The 15,931-nt window shown below is 58.8% G+C and carries 17 protein-coding genes; 2 read left to right on the top strand and 15 right to left on the bottom strand.

Features of this window, described 5'->3' with window-relative positions:
- The first annotated feature begins 2 nt into the window (after positions 1 to 2).
- Positions 3 to 1,343 (top strand): sigma-54-dependent transcriptional regulator, encoded by a 1,341-nt coding sequence (locus ACQKEN_RS03270; RefSeq protein ID WP_427683605.1) that lies wholly within the window; start codon positions 3 to 5, stop codon positions 1,341 to 1,343.
- Between the two features lie 78 nt (positions 1,344 to 1,421).
- Here ACQKEN_RS03270 and thiO read toward each other — a convergent pair whose 3' ends face one another.
- The 11 genes from thiO to pilV (ACQKEN_RS03215) form a co-directional block, all read right to left on the bottom strand.
- Positions 1,422 to 2,525: a glycine oxidase ThiO gene (thiO, locus tag ACQKEN_RS03265; protein WP_427683808.1), complete on the bottom strand. Its 1,104-nt coding sequence runs from the start codon at positions 2,523 to 2,525 to the stop codon at positions 1,422 to 1,424.
- A gap of 30 nt (positions 2,526 to 2,555) precedes the next feature.
- Positions 2,556 to 2,951, bottom strand: coding sequence for a type IV pilin protein (locus ACQKEN_RS03260; protein WP_272632806.1), 396 nt, complete (start codon positions 2,949 to 2,951; stop codon positions 2,556 to 2,558).
- Positions 2,952 to 2,965: 14 nt separating this feature from the next.
- Positions 2,966 to 6,070 carry a pilus assembly protein gene (locus ACQKEN_RS03255; protein ID WP_272632722.1) on the bottom strand — a complete coding sequence of 1,035 codons (3,105 nt, stop codon included), beginning with the start codon at positions 6,068 to 6,070 and terminating at the stop codon, positions 2,966 to 2,968.
- Complete coding sequence (locus ACQKEN_RS03250) at positions 6,057 to 6,512, bottom strand: pilus assembly PilX family protein (RefSeq protein ID WP_427683602.1); 456 nt, start codon at positions 6,510 to 6,512, stop codon at positions 6,057 to 6,059. Before ACQKEN_RS03250 ends, ACQKEN_RS03255 begins: the two co-directional genes overlap by 14 nt.
- A 65-nt stretch (positions 6,513 to 6,577) precedes the next feature.
- Positions 6,578 to 7,270, bottom strand: a complete 693-nt coding sequence (locus ACQKEN_RS03245; RefSeq protein ID WP_427683600.1) for a PilW family protein — start codon at positions 7,268 to 7,270, stop codon at positions 6,578 to 6,580.
- The gene (gene pilV, locus ACQKEN_RS03240; RefSeq protein WP_427683598.1) at positions 7,267 to 7,737 is read right to left on the bottom strand and encodes a type IV pilus modification protein PilV; all 471 of its coding nucleotides are present in this window, start codon (positions 7,735 to 7,737) and stop codon (positions 7,267 to 7,269) included. The genes ACQKEN_RS03245 and pilV (ACQKEN_RS03240) overlap by 4 nt, the downstream gene beginning before the upstream one ends.
- Positions 7,734 to 8,219, bottom strand: a complete 486-nt coding sequence (locus ACQKEN_RS03235) for a GspH/FimT family pseudopilin (RefSeq protein WP_427683596.1) — start codon at positions 8,217 to 8,219, stop codon at positions 7,734 to 7,736. The genes pilV (ACQKEN_RS03240) and ACQKEN_RS03235 overlap by 4 nt, the downstream gene beginning before the upstream one ends.
- Before the next feature lie 125 nt (positions 8,220 to 8,344).
- Positions 8,345 to 8,767, bottom strand: a complete 423-nt coding sequence (locus ACQKEN_RS03230; protein ID WP_427683594.1) for a type IV pilin protein — start codon at positions 8,765 to 8,767, stop codon at positions 8,345 to 8,347.
- Entirely contained in the window at positions 8,764 to 9,255 is a 492-nt protein-coding gene (locus tag ACQKEN_RS03225) for a pilus assembly PilX family protein (protein ID WP_427683592.1), read from the bottom strand. The genes ACQKEN_RS03230 and ACQKEN_RS03225 overlap by 4 nt, the downstream gene beginning before the upstream one ends.
- A 4-nt stretch (positions 9,256 to 9,259) precedes the next feature.
- Positions 9,260 to 9,961 carry a PilW family protein gene (locus tag ACQKEN_RS03220; RefSeq protein ID WP_427683590.1) on the bottom strand — a complete coding sequence of 234 codons (702 nt, stop codon included), beginning with the start codon at positions 9,959 to 9,961 and terminating at the stop codon, positions 9,260 to 9,262.
- Positions 9,958 to 10,398: a type IV pilus modification protein PilV gene (pilV, locus tag ACQKEN_RS03215; protein ID WP_427683588.1), complete on the bottom strand. Its 441-nt coding sequence runs from the start codon at positions 10,396 to 10,398 to the stop codon at positions 9,958 to 9,960. Before pilV (ACQKEN_RS03215) ends, ACQKEN_RS03220 begins: the two co-directional genes overlap by 4 nt.
- A 181-nt stretch (positions 10,399 to 10,579) precedes the next feature.
- On the opposite strand from pilV (ACQKEN_RS03215), the gene ACQKEN_RS03210 reads away from it, so the two are divergent.
- The gene (locus ACQKEN_RS03210) at positions 10,580 to 11,083 is read left to right on the top strand and encodes a GspH/FimT family pseudopilin (RefSeq protein ID WP_427683586.1); all 504 of its coding nucleotides are present in this window, start codon (positions 10,580 to 10,582) and stop codon (positions 11,081 to 11,083) included.
- Between the two features lie 21 nt (positions 11,084 to 11,104).
- On the opposite strand, the gene ispH is transcribed toward ACQKEN_RS03210, so the two are convergent.
- From ispH to ileS, 4 genes are all read right to left on the bottom strand, one after another.
- Positions 11,105 to 12,052 (bottom strand): 4-hydroxy-3-methylbut-2-enyl diphosphate reductase, encoded by a 948-nt coding sequence (ispH, locus tag ACQKEN_RS03205; protein ID WP_122535361.1) that lies wholly within the window; start codon positions 12,050 to 12,052, stop codon positions 11,105 to 11,107.
- A gap of 82 nt (positions 12,053 to 12,134) precedes the next feature.
- Complete coding sequence (gene fkpB, locus ACQKEN_RS03200) at positions 12,135 to 12,602, bottom strand: FKBP-type peptidyl-prolyl cis-trans isomerase (protein WP_427683584.1); 468 nt, start codon at positions 12,600 to 12,602, stop codon at positions 12,135 to 12,137.
- The gene (gene lspA, locus ACQKEN_RS03195) at positions 12,595 to 13,107 is read right to left on the bottom strand and encodes a signal peptidase II (RefSeq protein ID WP_065987672.1); all 513 of its coding nucleotides are present in this window, start codon (positions 13,105 to 13,107) and stop codon (positions 12,595 to 12,597) included. The genes fkpB and lspA overlap by 8 nt, the downstream gene beginning before the upstream one ends.
- On the bottom strand, positions 13,100 to 15,931 hold the full coding sequence (gene ileS, locus ACQKEN_RS03190; RefSeq protein WP_427683582.1) for an isoleucine--tRNA ligase: 2,832 nt from the start codon (positions 15,929 to 15,931) through the stop codon (positions 13,100 to 13,102). The genes lspA and ileS overlap by 8 nt, the downstream gene beginning before the upstream one ends.

The raw sequence follows: 15,931 nt of genomic DNA, 5'->3' as shown, positions 1-15,931 counted from the left end.
ACATGAGCCAACGGCAAAAGATCCTGATCGTCGACGATGAGCCGGACATTCGTGAGTTGCTGGAAATCACGCTCGGACGGATGAAGCTCGATACCCGCAGTGCGCGAAACGTGAAGGAAGCCCAGGAGTGGCTGGCGCGCGAGGCGTTCGACCTGTGCCTGACCGACATGCGACTGCCCGATGGCAATGGCCTGGAACTGGTGCAACACATTCAGAAGCGCCACAACCAGATGCCGGTGGCGATGATCACCGCCCACGGCAGCCTCGACACGGCGATCCATGCACTGAAGGCCGGCGCGTTCGACTTTCTGACCAAGCCGGTTGACCTGACGCGTTTGCGAGAATTGGTCGCCAGCGCCTTGCGCCTGCGCGTCGCGCCTGCTGAAGACAATAGCATCGACCATCGCCTGCTCGGCAGCTCTCCACCGATGCAGGCGCTGCGCAAGCAGATCGCCAAACTGGCCCGCAGCCAGGCGCCGATTTACATCAGTGGCGAATCGGGCAGCGGCAAGGAACTGGTTGCTCGGTTGATTCATGAGCAAGGCCCGCGTGCCGAGCAGCCGTTCGTGCCGGTCAACTGTGGCGCGATCCCGTCAGAGCTCATGGAAAGCGAATTCTTCGGGCACCGCAAAGGCAGCTTCACCGGTGCCCACGAAGATAAACCCGGGCTGTTTCAGGTCGCCAATGGCGGAACGTTGTTTCTTGATGAAGTGGCTGATCTGCCGCTGGCGATGCAGGTGAAACTGCTCCGCGCGATCCAGGAAAAATCCGTTCGCGCGATTGGCGGCCAGCAGGAGCAAGTCGTGGACGTTCGCGTGCTGTGCGCGACTCACAAGGACCTTAATCAGGAAGTGGCAGCCGGGCGCTTTCGGCAGGATTTGTATTATCGGCTGAACGTCATCGAACTGCGGGTCCCGCCCCTGCGCGAACGCCGCGAGGACATCGAAGAGATCGCCAACAGCGTGCTGCGCCGCCTGACTGAATCCGCCGGCGAACCCGCCACCCTCCTCCCGCCCCACGCGCTGGCGGCGTTAAAGGGCTATCGCTTTCCCGGCAACGTGCGCGAGCTGGAGAACATGCTCGAACGAGCGTACACGCTGTGCGAAGACGATCAGATCAGCACCGCAGACCTGCGCCTGGCCGAGCCGTCACGCACCGCCGAGCAAGACGGCCCGAGCCTGGCCGACATCGATAATCTGGAAGACTACCTGGAAAGCATCGAGCGAAAACTCATTCTGCAAGCGCTGGAGGAAACCCGCTGGAATCGCACGGCAGCGGCGCAACGCCTGAATTTGACGTTCAGGTCGATGCGCTATCGGTTGAAGAAATTGGGGCTGGAGTGATGGGTTTCGCGACGCCGGACAGGTCCCAAAACGGGACCGATCGTTCCCTTTCTGGGACCTGTTATCCGGCTGACACCCTCAAGCGTTAAGCCTTCCCGCAGGCGTATACGGCGCCTCATCGATAATGGGCTCATCCCCCACCAGCAAATCCGTCAACAACTGACACGAAGCCGGCGCCAGCACCAGGCCGTTGCGGTAGTGGCCGCAGTTGAGCCACAAGCCTTGATGATCCGGCACGGGGCCGATGAAAGGAATGCCGTCAGGTGAGCCCGGCCGCAGCCCTGCCCAATGCCCGACCACCTGAGCGTCTGCCAGCGCGGAGATCAATTCGATCGCCGAGGCTTTCAGGCTTTCCAGGGCATTTTCGGTAGGCGTCTTATCAAAACCTTCGTGCTCCAGCGTGCTGCCGATGAGGATATGTCCGTCGCGCCGAGGGATGGCGTAACGGCCTTTGGCGAGGATCATGCTCGGTAGGAAGTCGGCATCGCACTTGTAGAGAATCATCTGACCTTTGACCGGCTCAACAGGCAGCGCCAGCCCCAATTTGCCGAGCAGATCGCCGCTCCATGCACCCGCCGCCAAGACCACGCTGTCGCCCAGCACATCGCCCTCGTCTGTCGTGACTCCCCGTACGCGATCACCCTCGCGCAAGAAGTCGATGACCTGGCAGTGCTCACGAATCACCACATTGGGCAACGCCAATAACGCAGCCTTCAGCGACTTGACCAGACGCGGGTTGCGCACGTTGGCGACGTCGGGCATGTGCACTGCACGTGAATAGCCGCCCCCCATAACCGGCACGGCGTCGTACACCGCGGAAATATCCACTGAGGTCAGCGGACGATTCACGCGCGCCGCCCACTCGAGCGCCTCGGCTTCGTCATCCAGGTCCAGCCAATACAGGCCGGTTTTGTGCACTTGGGGATCGATGGCAGTGATTGCCAGCAAGCGCTCGGCAAGCTGTGGATAAAAATCCTGCGACCAGTGCGAAAGTGCCGTTACGGCGGGGCTGTAGCGCCACGGGTAAAGCGGCGACACAATGCCGCCGCCGGCCCATGAGGATTCCTGGCCGACTTCCGCCCGGTCGACCAGCGTTACGCTTCGGACTTTTGAGGCGAGGTTGAAGGCGGTCAGGAGACCGATGACGCCTCCGCCGATGATGACTATGTTTTGATTTAGCACGACGGCCACGACTTTTTCATCTGCATGGATTCAACGGCCCCAACAGTCCTTGTTCGACAGCCCGGTGGAGTTAGTGCGGATGCCAGTATTGGTGATCTGGAAATTTCCGCACTTGTCGCCGTTCATCATAGCGGTGGGGACGGGTGTTGCTGTCAGCGTGAAATCCATACCAGCGGGCGTCGAAGACACATAGGCAACGTTGTACCAAGCATTGCCAATGACTGGCACGTTCAGATAATTGCCGGTTTTGGTAAAAGCGCGTTCCAGAATCTGGCTCTGCTCCATGAGCAACCCGGCAATCTCGGTACGGTGAGTGCGCCGCACGTACTCGGTGTAACTGGGGTACGCGATCGCCGCGAGAATACCCACAATGGCCACCACGATCATCAGTTCTATGAGGGTGAATCCCTTCGTTTTACTGTCCAACATTTTTTCTTTCCTCATCTGATCTGTCGCCACATGATGCGTCGGTTTGACACTACGGCCAAACCGTCAGGTGGGTCATTCGATGTCCCTCCCAAGAAAAGAGCCTGGGTGCCATCGCCTTTATCAAGTGCTGCCGCAAAATAAGGCACCCCGCCGCTCACCAGAAAACCGCTTGATTTGCTGTCAGCGCTGTTAATCAGTCCATCACCATTGGTATCCAGAACGGGATAGCTGAGCATTCGTCCGTTCAAGGCGTCTAAATCGACAAACCTACCCGATCCCGAACTGGAACATGGATCACCGGTGTCGACAATCGCAGTGGTAAATCGTACCCGGCCGTAAGCGAGTACTGCTGCGTAGATGACGCGCTCCCCCGTCGCCATGTTGTTGTAAATCAGCGGAAGGTAAAAGCCCTTCTTGGCTGCGTAATTTACGTCGTTCTGAGTGGTGGTAAAAAACTGCCCGGAGGATGCACTGTAAACGCCATTGATCGCCTGGGCCACGAGGTCACTCTCGTGATAGTTGGCACTCGTCCCGTCGTTGTCCCAGACCGCATAGAACGCTTGAGTTGCAGTCGTTGTTTTGTCCGCCGTTTCGAGCAACTTCCCTGTCCCGAAATACACCATCTTCCCGCCGTTCGGGTTATTTCCCACCACCGGCTGAGCGGTGATCGGTTGATTCGCTCCTCCGGCGGCGGTGAACAAAGGACTGCCGCCGAGTCCGACTTTCCAAGAGGCGGCTGTCTGCCCTGTGAAGTCAAACTTCCACATCTGCCCTTTCAAATCACCGCCATAGGCGTATTGCACGACACTCTGGGCATTGACGCGCAATTTCACAGAAGACAGTCCGTTATTGCCTGAAGTATCAACGGTTATCTCCCTTATGAGCGCCCCACTGCTGGCATCAACAACGAAGAGTGACGCCACGCCGTTGGTGCTGCCATAACCGTTAGAGATGAACGCCGCCCACCGACCATCCGGCAATTGCGCAACCACCGGCTTGGCATACGCGTACCCCATATTGGTAAATCCAGCAGAGGCACTGTTGATGTCCCACAGCGCCTTCACTGTGTTCGAGGCACCGGCGTTGAACAACTGCAACGCATAAAACCCCTTGCCACCCGAGCCGCTCCCGCCAATGGCGAGCGTTTTCCACGACGAGGCGAACTGAACGTCTACGATTGAAATCTGGCCGTCCACGAGAAATTTGTGAGACACGCCGCTTATATAGTTTGGGTCCGCGACGTAATGAAGATTAGCGAGGACCGTTGACGGCATGTATGCATAACGCCTGTCGCCCGTCGACGGGTCAATTACGTTTACCAACCCATCGTTGGCATTCACTACCAAGTTGGGATTCATCGAGTTAGTTTTGATGTCCAGATACGTAGAGTAGCTATTGTCAGATGCGGGATCTGACGCTGGGTTATCTGTGGGCGAGGCATAGGCCAAGGGTGAGTTGATCACATCACCGAGTAACACCGTGCGTGTCTTCAATCCTGTCTTGTTGATGCCCTTGCTCCATTGCACCAAGTCAAGTCCGGAGATACCCAGTGGCAGGTTGGCGCTGAGCACGAGCTGTTGCGGCAATGAGAAGTTGGGAAAGGACAGCGGAATGACGCTATTGGTTAGCGTATTCCAAGACTCGTATGTCGACGTAATACCAGGAACGATCCGTGTATCTGTAGACCATTTAGGTGCAGCCGTGTTGACAACCCCATCCGCACCGATGGACAAGGCCTTGATCGTCCCTCGCCAGTCCGTAGGGTCGTATTGAGTCTGATAAAACACAGAGTTGCTGGACAGAGTAGAAGAGTTCGCTGCCGCACCGCCCCCAGTCCCTGCGCGGGATGTGATGTCGTTCAGCGCCGCAGACAGCGCAGTATTCAGACCTGCGCTGTCCGTCGCTTGATAATAGATACCCTTACCATTGACGGCCGCTTTGGAGAGCATAGCGTTGGCCGCTGTGAAGCCGACGGTATACGTGAACATGTTTTGCTTTGTGAAGTCGGTCGCATCCCAACTCTTGCCGGCAGCATCGGTGCCGCCAATGCGCATATCAATGTCGTAAGCAAATTTCGCGATATCGTCCAAATACAGCGTGTCACCCTCACCATCGCCGTTGAGGTTGTCACCGTCATCGTCAGTGGGATCCCAGTTAGGCAAGTTAGTGCCGCCTTGGGGATCGTTGGTGGGGAACGTGCGGTCGTAAGTTGGCAGACCGTCGGTGATAACGACACCATAGTTGCGCTGGCAACGGTATTGAATCGGACTGGTGTAGGTTGCTGGCGTCGAGTTGTAGTACGGCGCCAGCCCACGAAAGTAGCGGGTAACCTCGTAATACGTTTCAGCCAGTGGAGTATTGGCGATCGCCGATAGACCGTTGGTTGGACCGTTGATTGAATCAATCAACAAACTGTAGTTTTTGGTCGCCTGGGCGGCGGTGGTTGAGGTCGTCTGAGATAAGTCGCTGATCGGCCTTACGATGTTGCCGCCAGGCCCGGAATCCCTGCTCGTAGGTGGGTTGAATGTAGCCAGGCCTATGCGCAGATTTCGGTTGCTGGCCACCAGCGCCGCTGACACATTGCGAGCAACGTTGATTCGATAATCATCGGGAATCGAATCATCTGTTGTGTAGTCTTTTTTTGGCAGCGACGTGGCGTAAAGCAAGTAGCTGATGTAGGCAGTTGTGTACCGAGTATTCCCGTTTCCCACGGGGTCGGGCAGTTTGAGACAAACGACGCTGCCAGTTGAGGCTTTATAGAAGCCGTCGTATCCAAAAGCACATCCCCCAGCGCGCAGGTTTCCTACAAAAAAGTTGGTGTCAGTCATATCCAGGGCATTGATGAAGAGGCAGTTAGTGTCCGAACTGCAGTTATACACTTGCACCGGTTTCGCATTCGGATCGAACCCTGAGGCCCATATAATGCTGTTCATACTCCCGGAATCATCCACCAACAGCATCACGTTCGGAGTCACTGAGCCTACCGTTAACAAAGGCGAATCTGACGGCACAAAAGCAGCGTAGGCAGTCGCCGAGCCATAAAGCCCAAGCAAAGCACCCATCAACAGCCTGCCCAAATAAAGCCTTGCTTTGCGGCACCACTCAACGTTTGGCATAAATACTTTCCACTACAGTGCGTGAGTTACCCGACACGCCTACGCCGGTGATGCGATACAGCGTCCAAGAGTTACTTTCATCCTCCCCGACAAAATTGACGTTTACCGGGTCCTTCGTTGTCGCAATTTTCTGCACAGCCCAAAAACCTCCCGCTATGTCTGTCGCCGCGAACCAGATCACGCCCGAGGTACTGTTCGCGCCCGGTACGAGTACGCTTGCGGCTTCCGGAGGCGGAGCGCACTTTGTGCACGTCGCCAGTTTGTAATCATTGGCCTGAACTGCAGACTCCCCCATACGCGCAGCCGCTTCCGCGATTTGAAAGGACTCGTTGCGGAGCTTGACGCTGCTCGACATCTTCTCCTGAAGCGTCGCGTTCTGCATCGATGAGATCCCGATCAACGTCAGCAGCAAGAGAAACACCAGACTGACGAGCAGCGCCATTCCGCGCTCGCGAAACCGAATACGTTGAACAGCTCTTCGCCTGGTTACTTTCACGATGGCAGCACCTAGTAGAGACGGTTACGTAAAGCGGTGAGAACGCTGAACGTCTGGTTTTTAACCCGACCGGTCGCGTCTGTCATCTCCAGGGTCAGTCGCACACTGCGTATCAGGTTCGTGCTGGCAGGCGTTGCGGTGTAACCCGTAACAGTTGTGTCCGAGGCCGTATTGGCAGTACCAAACATAACCGCGAAATTTTTCACGTTACTGACGATGGGAGCGCCCCCTAGAAGTATCTGGTTATTCGTAAACTGATAGACGAGCTGACGTATCGGAAACGCTAACTGATTAGCAGCGGGTGTAGCCGCCCCGGTTGTAGCGGTCGCTCCCGACTTGCAATCGGAGACAACGGTCCAGGTCGGAGTACCGCCGTTGTTTCCCACATCGGATGTTACCAACGTCAATTTCGACGCTGCGTTATCCCACCGGACTGGCGTCAGCTGCGCAGCGGCAAAATCACTGTTGGTGCTTGAGTCTTTCACCGTGGCCAGACAGCCGAACATGCCCACCATGCGTATCTCCTGGGCCATTTTCGTCAGGATGAATCGCGCATCCTCTTGCATGACTGCCGAGGCGTTCTGCGACAGATAGGTATTCTTCGCTGAAATAAAAATCTGAATGACGCCCGCCACTATGAGCAGGCCCAGCAACAGCGAGATCATGATCTCGATCAGGCCGAAGCCTTTGGCCCGGTACTTCATTGCGCCACCTTCGCGTCTATCGCCACACGACTCTTCACGGTAAAGGTCTGCAAAAAAGCTGCCGTGTTGGCAGCCCGGGCATCGCTCCAGCTCACAGTAATGGTGACCAGCCGCTTATTCGCCGCATCCACCGTAATCTTCCCATCGCCGGTAACGGGGTCGAGAGTTTGAATATTGGTCTTGAAATCGTAGAGGTCCTGCGTGCGCGGAGTATTCAAATCGCCAGCAGGAGGCGCTGCTGCCAGAGCAGCCAGCCTATAGTCAGCATCCGGATTGGCCCGGATCCGGTCCATCATGTCGTACGCAATAAAGCTGGCCTGACTGCTCGTTCTTGAGCTGTCGGTGTACTTCAACGCATTCAACTGGAGCGCCGCTGCGCCCAACAGTCCAATGGCCAAAACGAGCAGGGCGACCAATACTTCAATGAGCGTCGTGCCTTGTTGCCTGTGATCAATTTTGGCGCTCATATGCAAGCGCCCAATGCGATACGACCGCTCAGGCATATGTTAATCACTCGGGTAATGGTACCGCGTGTGTAGGTAACGCTGACGGCAGCAGCCGCCGTCGGTACCGGGGCGGCCAACCCCCCCAAGTTGTTGAAGTCAATCGCAGTAGGATTTCCGCTCACTGTAAGCACTGATGCAGAGTCCATCGCTGGCAAAACTCGCAGAATGGGAATCGGCGCCGTTGCCGCTGGATCAATGGCACTCAGCTGAGTATTCCAGGCAGCACCCGCCACCGATGGCGTAATACGAATGACAGTGCCACTGTTGATGGCTTGTTGGCGGGCGTAATTAAGGAAACGCTGAAAGTCGCTGACCTCCGTATCTGCCTTGGTGTTTTGAATCGCCGTGCTGAAACTCGGAACGGCGATCGCGGCGAGGATGCCGACCAACGTGATGGTCACCAGCAACTCGACCAGCGTAAAGCCCCGACACCCTTTAGCCATTTAATCTCTCCTTAATGGAGAAACTATATAGCAACCGGTTGTTTCAATATTTGCCGGGGGGATGTGTGGCTGTTTTCGGCAGACGAACGCCCTGACGCGCGGTGCCGTAGCAGACCTAGGTCATCTCACCGCCCCCAACACCCCAACACACTGGCAGCCCCCGACATCCCGAGATTGTCGCGCCTGCCGGTGTTTTCCAGCACAAAGCTGCCACAGGCATCCCCGCCCATAATCCCTCCGCCAATGGGCGATGCGGTCAGCGTAAATGTCCGCTCCTTGCGCTCTGCCCCTATCCGATAAAACGCATTCCCCTTCGATACCTCATGACTGAAAGCCGGCGGCCCGCTGACGTCCGAGTATTGTCCTGCCCGCGAGTGAAACCGCTCAAGCTTCTGCGCCTCTTCAACCAGCACTCCTGCGATCTCGGAGCGGCGGGTTTTCCGGGTGTATTCGCTGTATTGCGGATACGCGACGGCGGCGAGAATCGCGACGATGGCGATGGCAATCAGCAGTTCGATCAAGGTGAAGCCTGTGCGGGTTCTGTTCATTGCCGCTGCCGCCACATCACGCGACGCTCCTCGGTGTGAATGCTTTCGAGCACAGTGCGTGAATCGCCCGCAATGCCGATGGCCGTCACGCGGTACAAGGTCCAGGATCGACCGCCTGCACCACCGGCCGGTTGGTCGGTTTGGCCAACATGCTGAATGCCGTAGAAACCACCCCGCGTCGCGACCCAATCCACACCCGAGACACCGCCCGGTCCGCTGCTGGAAAGGGTCAGCGCTTCAGGGGGTGGCAAACATTCCGCTGGAGACGAACAGGGCGACTGGGAAAACCCCGGTGAGACAATTTTCGCTTCCGCCATGCGCAGGGCTGTCTCGGCAGACTGAAACGAGGCAACACGCCGGTTGAGCGTGCCGGCCACTTTTTCCTGGAGCGTGGCGTTCTGCATCGACGATGTGGCCAACAGGGTTAGCAGCAACAGGAACACCAGGCTGACGATCAACACCGCACCACGCTGTGCATTCATGTTCATGCCCTCATCCCAGCCGATTACGGATGGCGGCGACGACATCAACGGTTTGCTCCTGCACCCGGTCTGCAGGGTCGAACAGGGTCAGGGTCAAGCGCACGCTGCGGATCAGCGAGGGGTCGGCAGTGCCGGCGTACCGCGAGATGGAGCGATCATTGATCGATCCGGCGACGCCGAACAACACGCTGAACGCGCGCACGTTGCTGACCAACGGCTGGCCGTTCAGCGACAGTTCATTGCGCGCCTTGTTGAAGCGATAGACCTGCCGGTGCACTGGCATCGCAGTCTCATTGGGGGCAAGTCGGGGCGCCCGGCCGTTGGTGTACGCGCTGGCGGACGACACGCAGTCAGTGTGAATGACCCAGGTCGACCAGCCGCCGCCCTCTCCGGTCCCGGCCGTGGCGAGGGTCAGTGTCTGAGAGCTGGCATCCCAGTGGATCGGCTCTTCAAACGCCTTGGAAAAGCCTTTGCCGACGCTGGCGTCCCCGACTTTCCCCAGGCAGCCGAACATGCCCACCAACCGCACTTCCTGGACCATTTTGCTGAGCACGAATCGCGCGTCTTCCTGCAGGCTGGCGGACGATGTCTGACTGGCATAGCTGCTCTTTGAGCTGATGAATATCTGCGCCAAGGCCAGCGACATCACCAATCCCAGCACCAGCGCCAACAAAACCTCGACGAGGCCAAAGCCTTTCACCGATGCGTTCATGGCCGTGCGCCCCGCTCGGCAGAGACATCGGCGGTCAGCGTGAGCGTTTGCTTCTGCGCGGCCTCCTGGCTGGCACGGGAATCGTCCCACGTCAATGTGAGGGTCACGCTCGATCCCGCTACCGCAATCGATGCCTCGGCGTCGTCGCCGACCGCGCGTTTCAATTGCGTCGCAAAGTCGTACAGATCTTGCTGGCGAGGGACTGCGAGACTGCCGGACGTTGGCGCCTGACTCAGCGACGCCAGCGCGTAACTGGTGCCCGGATTGGCGCGGACGCGCTCGAAAAGATCATGGGCGATGAAACTGACGTGCAGGCTGCGCATCGAGCTGTCGGTGTATTTCAGCGCGTTGAGCTGGAGCATCGCCACACCCAAAATGCCAACGCTGAAGATCAGCAACGCGACCAGCACTTCGATCAATGTCATCCCTGATTGCATCGTCTTCCTTCCCATCATCCACCTCGACCATTCCATGCAGACGCCATTGAAGACGATGCGCGGCGGTTTGCCTGGAGGATGTGTAACGGCGGCTTGCGGACATACCGGCTGACAATCGACCGGGTTGTCAGCGCATCCGAGCGGGTGTTTGCTTGAGCGCCGCACTCAACGGACGACGCTCGTGAAACAGCAAGGATTGACGCTGATGGAACTGCTGGCAGGGTTGGTGATTGTCGGCATCGTCGCCACGCTGGCGATTCCCGCCTTCGGGCAACTGATCGATTCTCAACGCCGTCAGGACACGGCTCAGCAACTGGCGAGCGGGCTGCGAATGGCTCGCACGGAGGCGATTCTGCGCAGTCAGCCGGTGGTGATGCAGGCGCTGGAAAATGACTGGAGCCGAGGTTGGACCGTGTTCGTGGACAGCAACCGAAATCAGCTCAGGGACGAGGGCGAGCTGTCACTGGCCGAATTCGCCAGCCACCGGAATGTCAGGGTAGTCGGCAATAGCAAGGTGGCCATGCGCATCGGTTTTGATAACACGGGGAGGCTGCTGAACAACGCCAACGGGACACTGGCGGTGTGCCTCAAAGACTCACCCGCCAGTCGCTATCAGTTGGCGATTGCTGTGACCGGCAGGGTCACGCTGCGATCCGACGGATTCGGCAGCGAGCCCTGTGCATGACGCTGTTAGAGGATGATTGGGTTACAGCAGCGATTTGACGCGCAATTCCTTCGGCATCGAGAAGGTGATGTTTTCCTCGCGCCCGGCCAATTCGTCTTCACCGGTCGCGCCCCAGGCATGCAGTTGCTGGATCACGCCACGTACCAGGACTTCAGGCGCCGAGGCACCGGCGGTGATGCCGATGCGTCCAACGCCGTCGAACCAGCTGCGCTGCATGTCTTCGGCGCCGTCGATCAGATAGGCCGGGGTGGACATGCGTTCAGCCAGTTCACGCAGGCGATTGGAGTTGGAGCTGTTCGGGCTGCCCACCACCAGCACCACGTCGCACTCATCGGCCAGGACCTTGACCGCATCCTGACGATTTTGCGTGGCGTAGCAGATGTCGTCCTTGCGCGGGCCGCCAATGGCCGGGAATCGTGTGCGCAGGGCGTCGATCACACGGCTGGTGTCGTCCATCGACAGTGTCGTCTGGGTCACGAAGGCAAGGTTCTCGGGATTGCTCACCTGAAGATTGGCGACGTCCGCTTCGTCTTCGACCAGATAGATCGCGCCGCCGTTACTGGCATCGTACTGCCCCATCGTGCCCTCGACCTCAGGGTGGCCGGCGTGACCGATCAGGATGCACTCGCGGCCGTCACGGCTGTAGCGCGCCACTTCGATATGCACCTTGGTCACCAGCGGACACGTGGCATCGAACACCTTCAAACCGCGACCTGCCGCCTCGGTGCGCACCGCCTGCGATACGCCGTGGGCACTAAAGATCACGATGACGTCGTCCGGCACCTGCTCGAGCTCTTCGACGAAGATCGCGCCACGGCTGCGCAGGTCTTCGACGACGAATTTGTTATGAACCACTTCATGGCGCACGTAGATCGGCGGGCCAAACACTTCCAGCGCGCGATTGACGATTTCGATCGCACGGTCCACCCCGGCGCAGAAGCCACGTGGGTTGGCGAGTTTGATTTGCATGATGTGCCTCGTGTCTACGCGCAATGAAACATATAAACGAAAAGGCCCCGAACAGTGCCGGGGCCAAGCGCTCCGGCGATGCTCAGAGTGCCTTGACCTCGAAGATTTCCACTTCGAAGGTCAACGTCTTGCCCGCCAGCGGGTGGTTGAAATCGACGGTGACCTGATCATCGTCAATCGCCTTCACCACACCCGGCAGCTCGGTATTCGCCGCATCGTTGAAGATCACCAGCAGCCCTTCCGACAGCTCCATGTTCTGGAACTGCGAGCGCGGCATGACCTGCAGGTTTTGCGGGTTCGGCTGACCGAAAGCGTTTTCCGGCGGCACCTGAAGGGTACGCTTGTCCCCGGCTTTGAAACCGAAGATCAGCGCTTCAAAGCCCGGCAGCAGGCTGCCATCACCGACCTTGAAAGTGGCTGGCGTCTTGTCGAACGTACTGTCGACGGTGTCACCGTTCTCCAGGTGCAGCGCGAAATGCAGGGTGACTTCCGTGTTCTGACCGATGCGTGTTTCCTGGGTAGCTTGTTCGGTCACCAACTGATCAGTCATTGACGGTTTCTCCGGTTTTCTTGCTCTTGAACATGTCCAGAGCCAGCATGATCGCGCCAACGGTAATGGCGCTGTCCGCGACATTGAAGGCCGGGAAGCCGTGTTCTTTCCAATGCACGAATATGAAGTCTATGACATGGCCGATGAAGATTCGGTCATACAGATTGCCGAGCGCCCCGCCCAATATCAGCGCAAGGGCAATCGCCAGCCAGGTTTCGTCGCGTCCGAGCCGCTTGAGCCAGACCACCAGCACCCCACTCACCACGACCGCAATCAACGCAAACAGCCAGCGCTGCCAGCCGGAGCTGTCGGCCAGGAAGCTGAACGCAGCGCCAGTGTTGTAGGCCAGCATCCAGCTGAAGTAGTCAGGAAGGATGACGATCTGCTCGTACAACTCCAAGCGGTTTTCGAAGTAGAACTTGCTGGCCTGGTCAATGACCACCACCAGCACGCTCAGCCACAACCAACCCAGTCGGCCCATACGGCCAGCCGATGCATTAGGCATAGTGACGAACCTCGCCTGCGCCGCTGATGTTGTCGACGCAACGGCCGCAGATCTCCGGATGCTCGGGATTGACCCCGACGTCCTCGCGGTGATGCCAGCAGCGCGCGCACTTGGCGTGGCCGGATTTGACGACCTTGAGTTTCAGCCCGGCGACTTCGGTAACCACGGCATCGGCAGGCGCGCTGACGAAAGGCGCGACGCTGGCCGTTGAGGTGATCAGCACGAAACGCAGCTCGTTGCTCAGCTTGGACAGATCCGCTACCAGCGCGTCTTCGGCGTACAGCGTGACCTCGGCCTGCAAGTTGCCGCCGATGGCCTTGGCCGCGCGCAGATTTTCCATTTCCTTGTTGACCGCCACCTTCACCGCCATGATCCGCTCCCAATAGGCGCGGTCCAGCTCGAAGCCTTCCGGCAGCTCGCTCAGGTCCTGGTACCAGGTGTTGAGCATCACCGACTCGTTACGCTCGCCCGGCAGGTACTGCCACAGCTCATCGGCGGTAAACGCCAGGATCGGTGCGATCCAGCGAACCAGCGCTTCGGAGATGTGGAACAGTGCGGTCTGGCACGAACGACGCGCCTTGCTGTTGGCGCCGGTGGTGTACTGGCGATCCTTGATGATGTCCAGATAGAAGCCACCCAACTCCTGCACGCAGAAGTTATGCACCTTCGAGTAGACGTTCCAGAACCGATACTCGCCGTAGTGCTCTTCCAGCTCACGTTGCAGCAGCAGCGCGCGATCCACCGCCCAGCGATCCAGCGCCAGCATGTCTTCGGCGGGCAGCAAGTCGGTGGCCGGGTTGAAGCCGGTCAGGTTCGAGAGCAGGAAGCGCGCGGTGTTGCGGATGCGTCGATACGCATCGGCGCTGCGCTGCAGGATGGTGTTGGAGACGGCCATTTCGCCGGAATAGTCGGTCGCCGAAACCCACAGGCGCATGATGTCGGCGCCCAGCGTGTCGTTGACGGTCTGCGGGGCAATGACGTTACCCAGCGACTTGGACATCTTGCGGCCGTTCTCGTCCACGGTGAAACCATGGGTGAGCAATTCACGGTACGGCGCGTGATTGTCGATGGCGCAACCGGTCAGCAGCGACGAGTGGAACCAGCCGCGGTGCTGGTCGGAACCTTCCAGGTACAGGTCGGCGCGCGGACCGCTTTCGTGGCCCATCGGGTGCGAGCCACGCAGGACGTGCCAGTGGGTGGTGCCGGAGTCGAACCAGACGTCCAGGGTGTCGGAGATCTTGTCGTAGTGCGGCGCTTCGTCACCCAGCAGCTCGGCAGCGTCCATCTTGAACCAGGCTTCGATGCCTTCCTGCTCGACGCGCTGAGCGACTTCTTCCATCAGCTCGACAGTGCGCGGGTGCAGCTCGCCGCTTTCCTTGTTCAGGAAAAACGGGATCGGCACGCCCCAGTTGCGCTGACGGGAGATGCACCAGTCAGGGCGGTTGGCAATCATCGAGTGCAGGCGCGCCTGCCCCCATGCCGGGACGAATTTGGTTTCTTCGATGGCTTTCACGGCGCGGTTGCGCAGGGTGTCACCCGACGTCGGCTGCTTGTCCATGCCGACGAACCACTGCGCGGTGGCGCGGTAGATCAGCGGCGTCTTGTGGCGCCAGCAGTGCATGTAGCTGTGGGTGATGGTTTCGGTGTGCAGCAACGCGCCGACTTCGATCAGCTTGTCGATGATGGGCTGGTTGGCCTTGAAGATGAACTGCCCGCCAAAGAACTCCAGCGACGGGCTGTACACGCCGTTGCTTTGCACCGGGCTGATGATGTCGTCGTTGGTCAGGCCATAGGCTTTGCAGATCACAAAGTCATCGACGCCATAGGCAGGCGAGCAGTGAACGACACCGGTACCCGCGCCCAGCTCAACGTAGTCGGCCAGATAGATGGGCGACAAACGATCGTAGAACGGATGGCGGAAATTGATCAGCTCAAGCGCCGAACCCTCGGCCGTCGCCAGCACCGAACCTTCGAGGTTCCAGCGCTTGAGGCAGGACTCGACCAATTCCTCAGCCAGCACCAGCAGGCGCTCGCCGGTATCGACCAGCGCGTAGGTGAATTCCGGGTGAACGTTGAGTGCCTGGTTTGCCGGGATGGTCCACGGGGTGGTGGTCCAGATCACGATGGCAGCAGCTTTGCCCAGGCTTGGCAGACCGAAGGCGGCAGCCAGCTTGTCGGCATCGGCCACCGGAAAGGCGACGTCGATGGTGGACGATTTCTTGTCCTGGTATTCGACTTCCGCTTCAGCCAGTGCAGAGCCGCAATCGAAACACCAGTTGACCGGCTTCAGGCCCTTGAAGACGAAGCCGTTCTTGACCATTTCAGCCAGCGCGCGGATTTCCCCGGCTTCGTTGGCGAAGTCCATGGTGCGGTAGGGGTTAGCCCAGTCGCCCAGTACGCCGAGACGGATAAACTCGGCTTTCTGCCCCTCGATCTGCTCGGCCGCGTAGGCACGGCACAGTTCGCGGGTCTTGTCCGCAGGCAGGTTTTTGCCGTGGGTGACTTCGACCTTGTGCTCAATTGGCAGACCGTGGCAATCCCAGCCTGGAACGTAAGGCGCGTCGAAGCCCGACAAGGTCTTCGAGCGAACGATCATGTCCTTGAGAATCTTGTTGACCGCATGACCGATGTGGATATTGCCGTTGGCGTACGGAGGCCCGTCGTGCAGCACGAACTTGGGCCGATCCTTGCCGATTTCGCGCAGCTTCTGGTACAGGCCAATGCTGTCCCAGCGCTGCAGAGTTTGCGGCTCGCGCTGGGGCAGGCCGGCCTTCATCGGGAAGGCGGTGTCCGGAAGATTAAGCGTGGCTTTGTAGTCGGTCAT

The organism is Pseudomonas sp. NPDC078416, from assembly GCF_050268485.1.
In the GTDB taxonomy this organism is placed as follows: domain Bacteria; phylum Pseudomonadota; class Gammaproteobacteria; order Pseudomonadales; family Pseudomonadaceae; genus Aquipseudomonas.
This window is presented reverse-complemented; position numbering and strand designations above follow the sequence as displayed.

Bases quoted from the DNA above. Each gene is read 5' to 3' on its own strand.
- ACQKEN_RS03270 (WP_427683605.1), top strand. From the start codon at position 3: ATGAGCCAACGGCAAAAGATCCTGATCGTCGACGATGAGCCGGACATT.
- ACQKEN_RS03235 (WP_427683596.1), bottom strand. From the start codon at position 8,219: ATGGCTAAAGGGTGTCGGGGCTTTACGCTGGTCGAGTTGCTGGTGACC.
- ACQKEN_RS03250 (WP_427683602.1), bottom strand. From the start codon at position 6,512: ATGGCGCTGCTCGTCAGTCTGGTGTTTCTCTTGCTGCTGACGTTGATC.
- ACQKEN_RS03220 (WP_427683590.1), bottom strand. From the start codon at position 9,961: ATGAACGCATCGGTGAAAGGCTTTGGCCTCGTCGAGGTTTTGTTGGCG.
- ACQKEN_RS03230 (WP_427683594.1), bottom strand. From the start codon at position 8,767: ATGAACAGAACCCGCACAGGCTTCACCTTGATCGAACTGCTGATTGCC.
- ACQKEN_RS03225 (WP_427683592.1), bottom strand. From the start codon at position 9,255: ATGAACATGAATGCACAGCGTGGTGCGGTGTTGATCGTCAGCCTGGTG.
- ACQKEN_RS03245 (WP_427683600.1), bottom strand. From the start codon at position 7,270: ATGAAGTACCGGGCCAAAGGCTTCGGCCTGATCGAGATCATGATCTCG.
- ispH (WP_122535361.1), bottom strand. From the start codon at position 12,052: ATGCAAATCAAACTCGCCAACCCACGTGGCTTCTGCGCCGGGGTGGAC.
- fkpB (WP_427683584.1), bottom strand. From the start codon at position 12,602: ATGACTGATCAGTTGGTGACCGAACAAGCTACCCAGGAAACACGCATC.
- ACQKEN_RS03255 (WP_272632722.1), bottom strand. From the start codon at position 6,070: ATGCCAAACGTTGAGTGGTGCCGCAAAGCAAGGCTTTATTTGGGCAGG.
- pilV (WP_427683588.1), bottom strand. From the start codon at position 10,398: ATGCAATCAGGGATGACATTGATCGAAGTGCTGGTCGCGTTGCTGATC.
- ileS (WP_427683582.1), bottom strand. From the start codon at position 15,931: ATGACCGACTACAAAGCCACGCTTAATCTTCCGGACACCGCCTTCCCG.
- pilV (WP_427683598.1), bottom strand. From the start codon at position 7,737: ATGAGCGCCAAAATTGATCACAGGCAACAAGGCACGACGCTCATTGAA.
- lspA (WP_065987672.1), bottom strand. From the start codon at position 13,107: ATGCCTAATGCATCGGCTGGCCGTATGGGCCGACTGGGTTGGTTGTGG.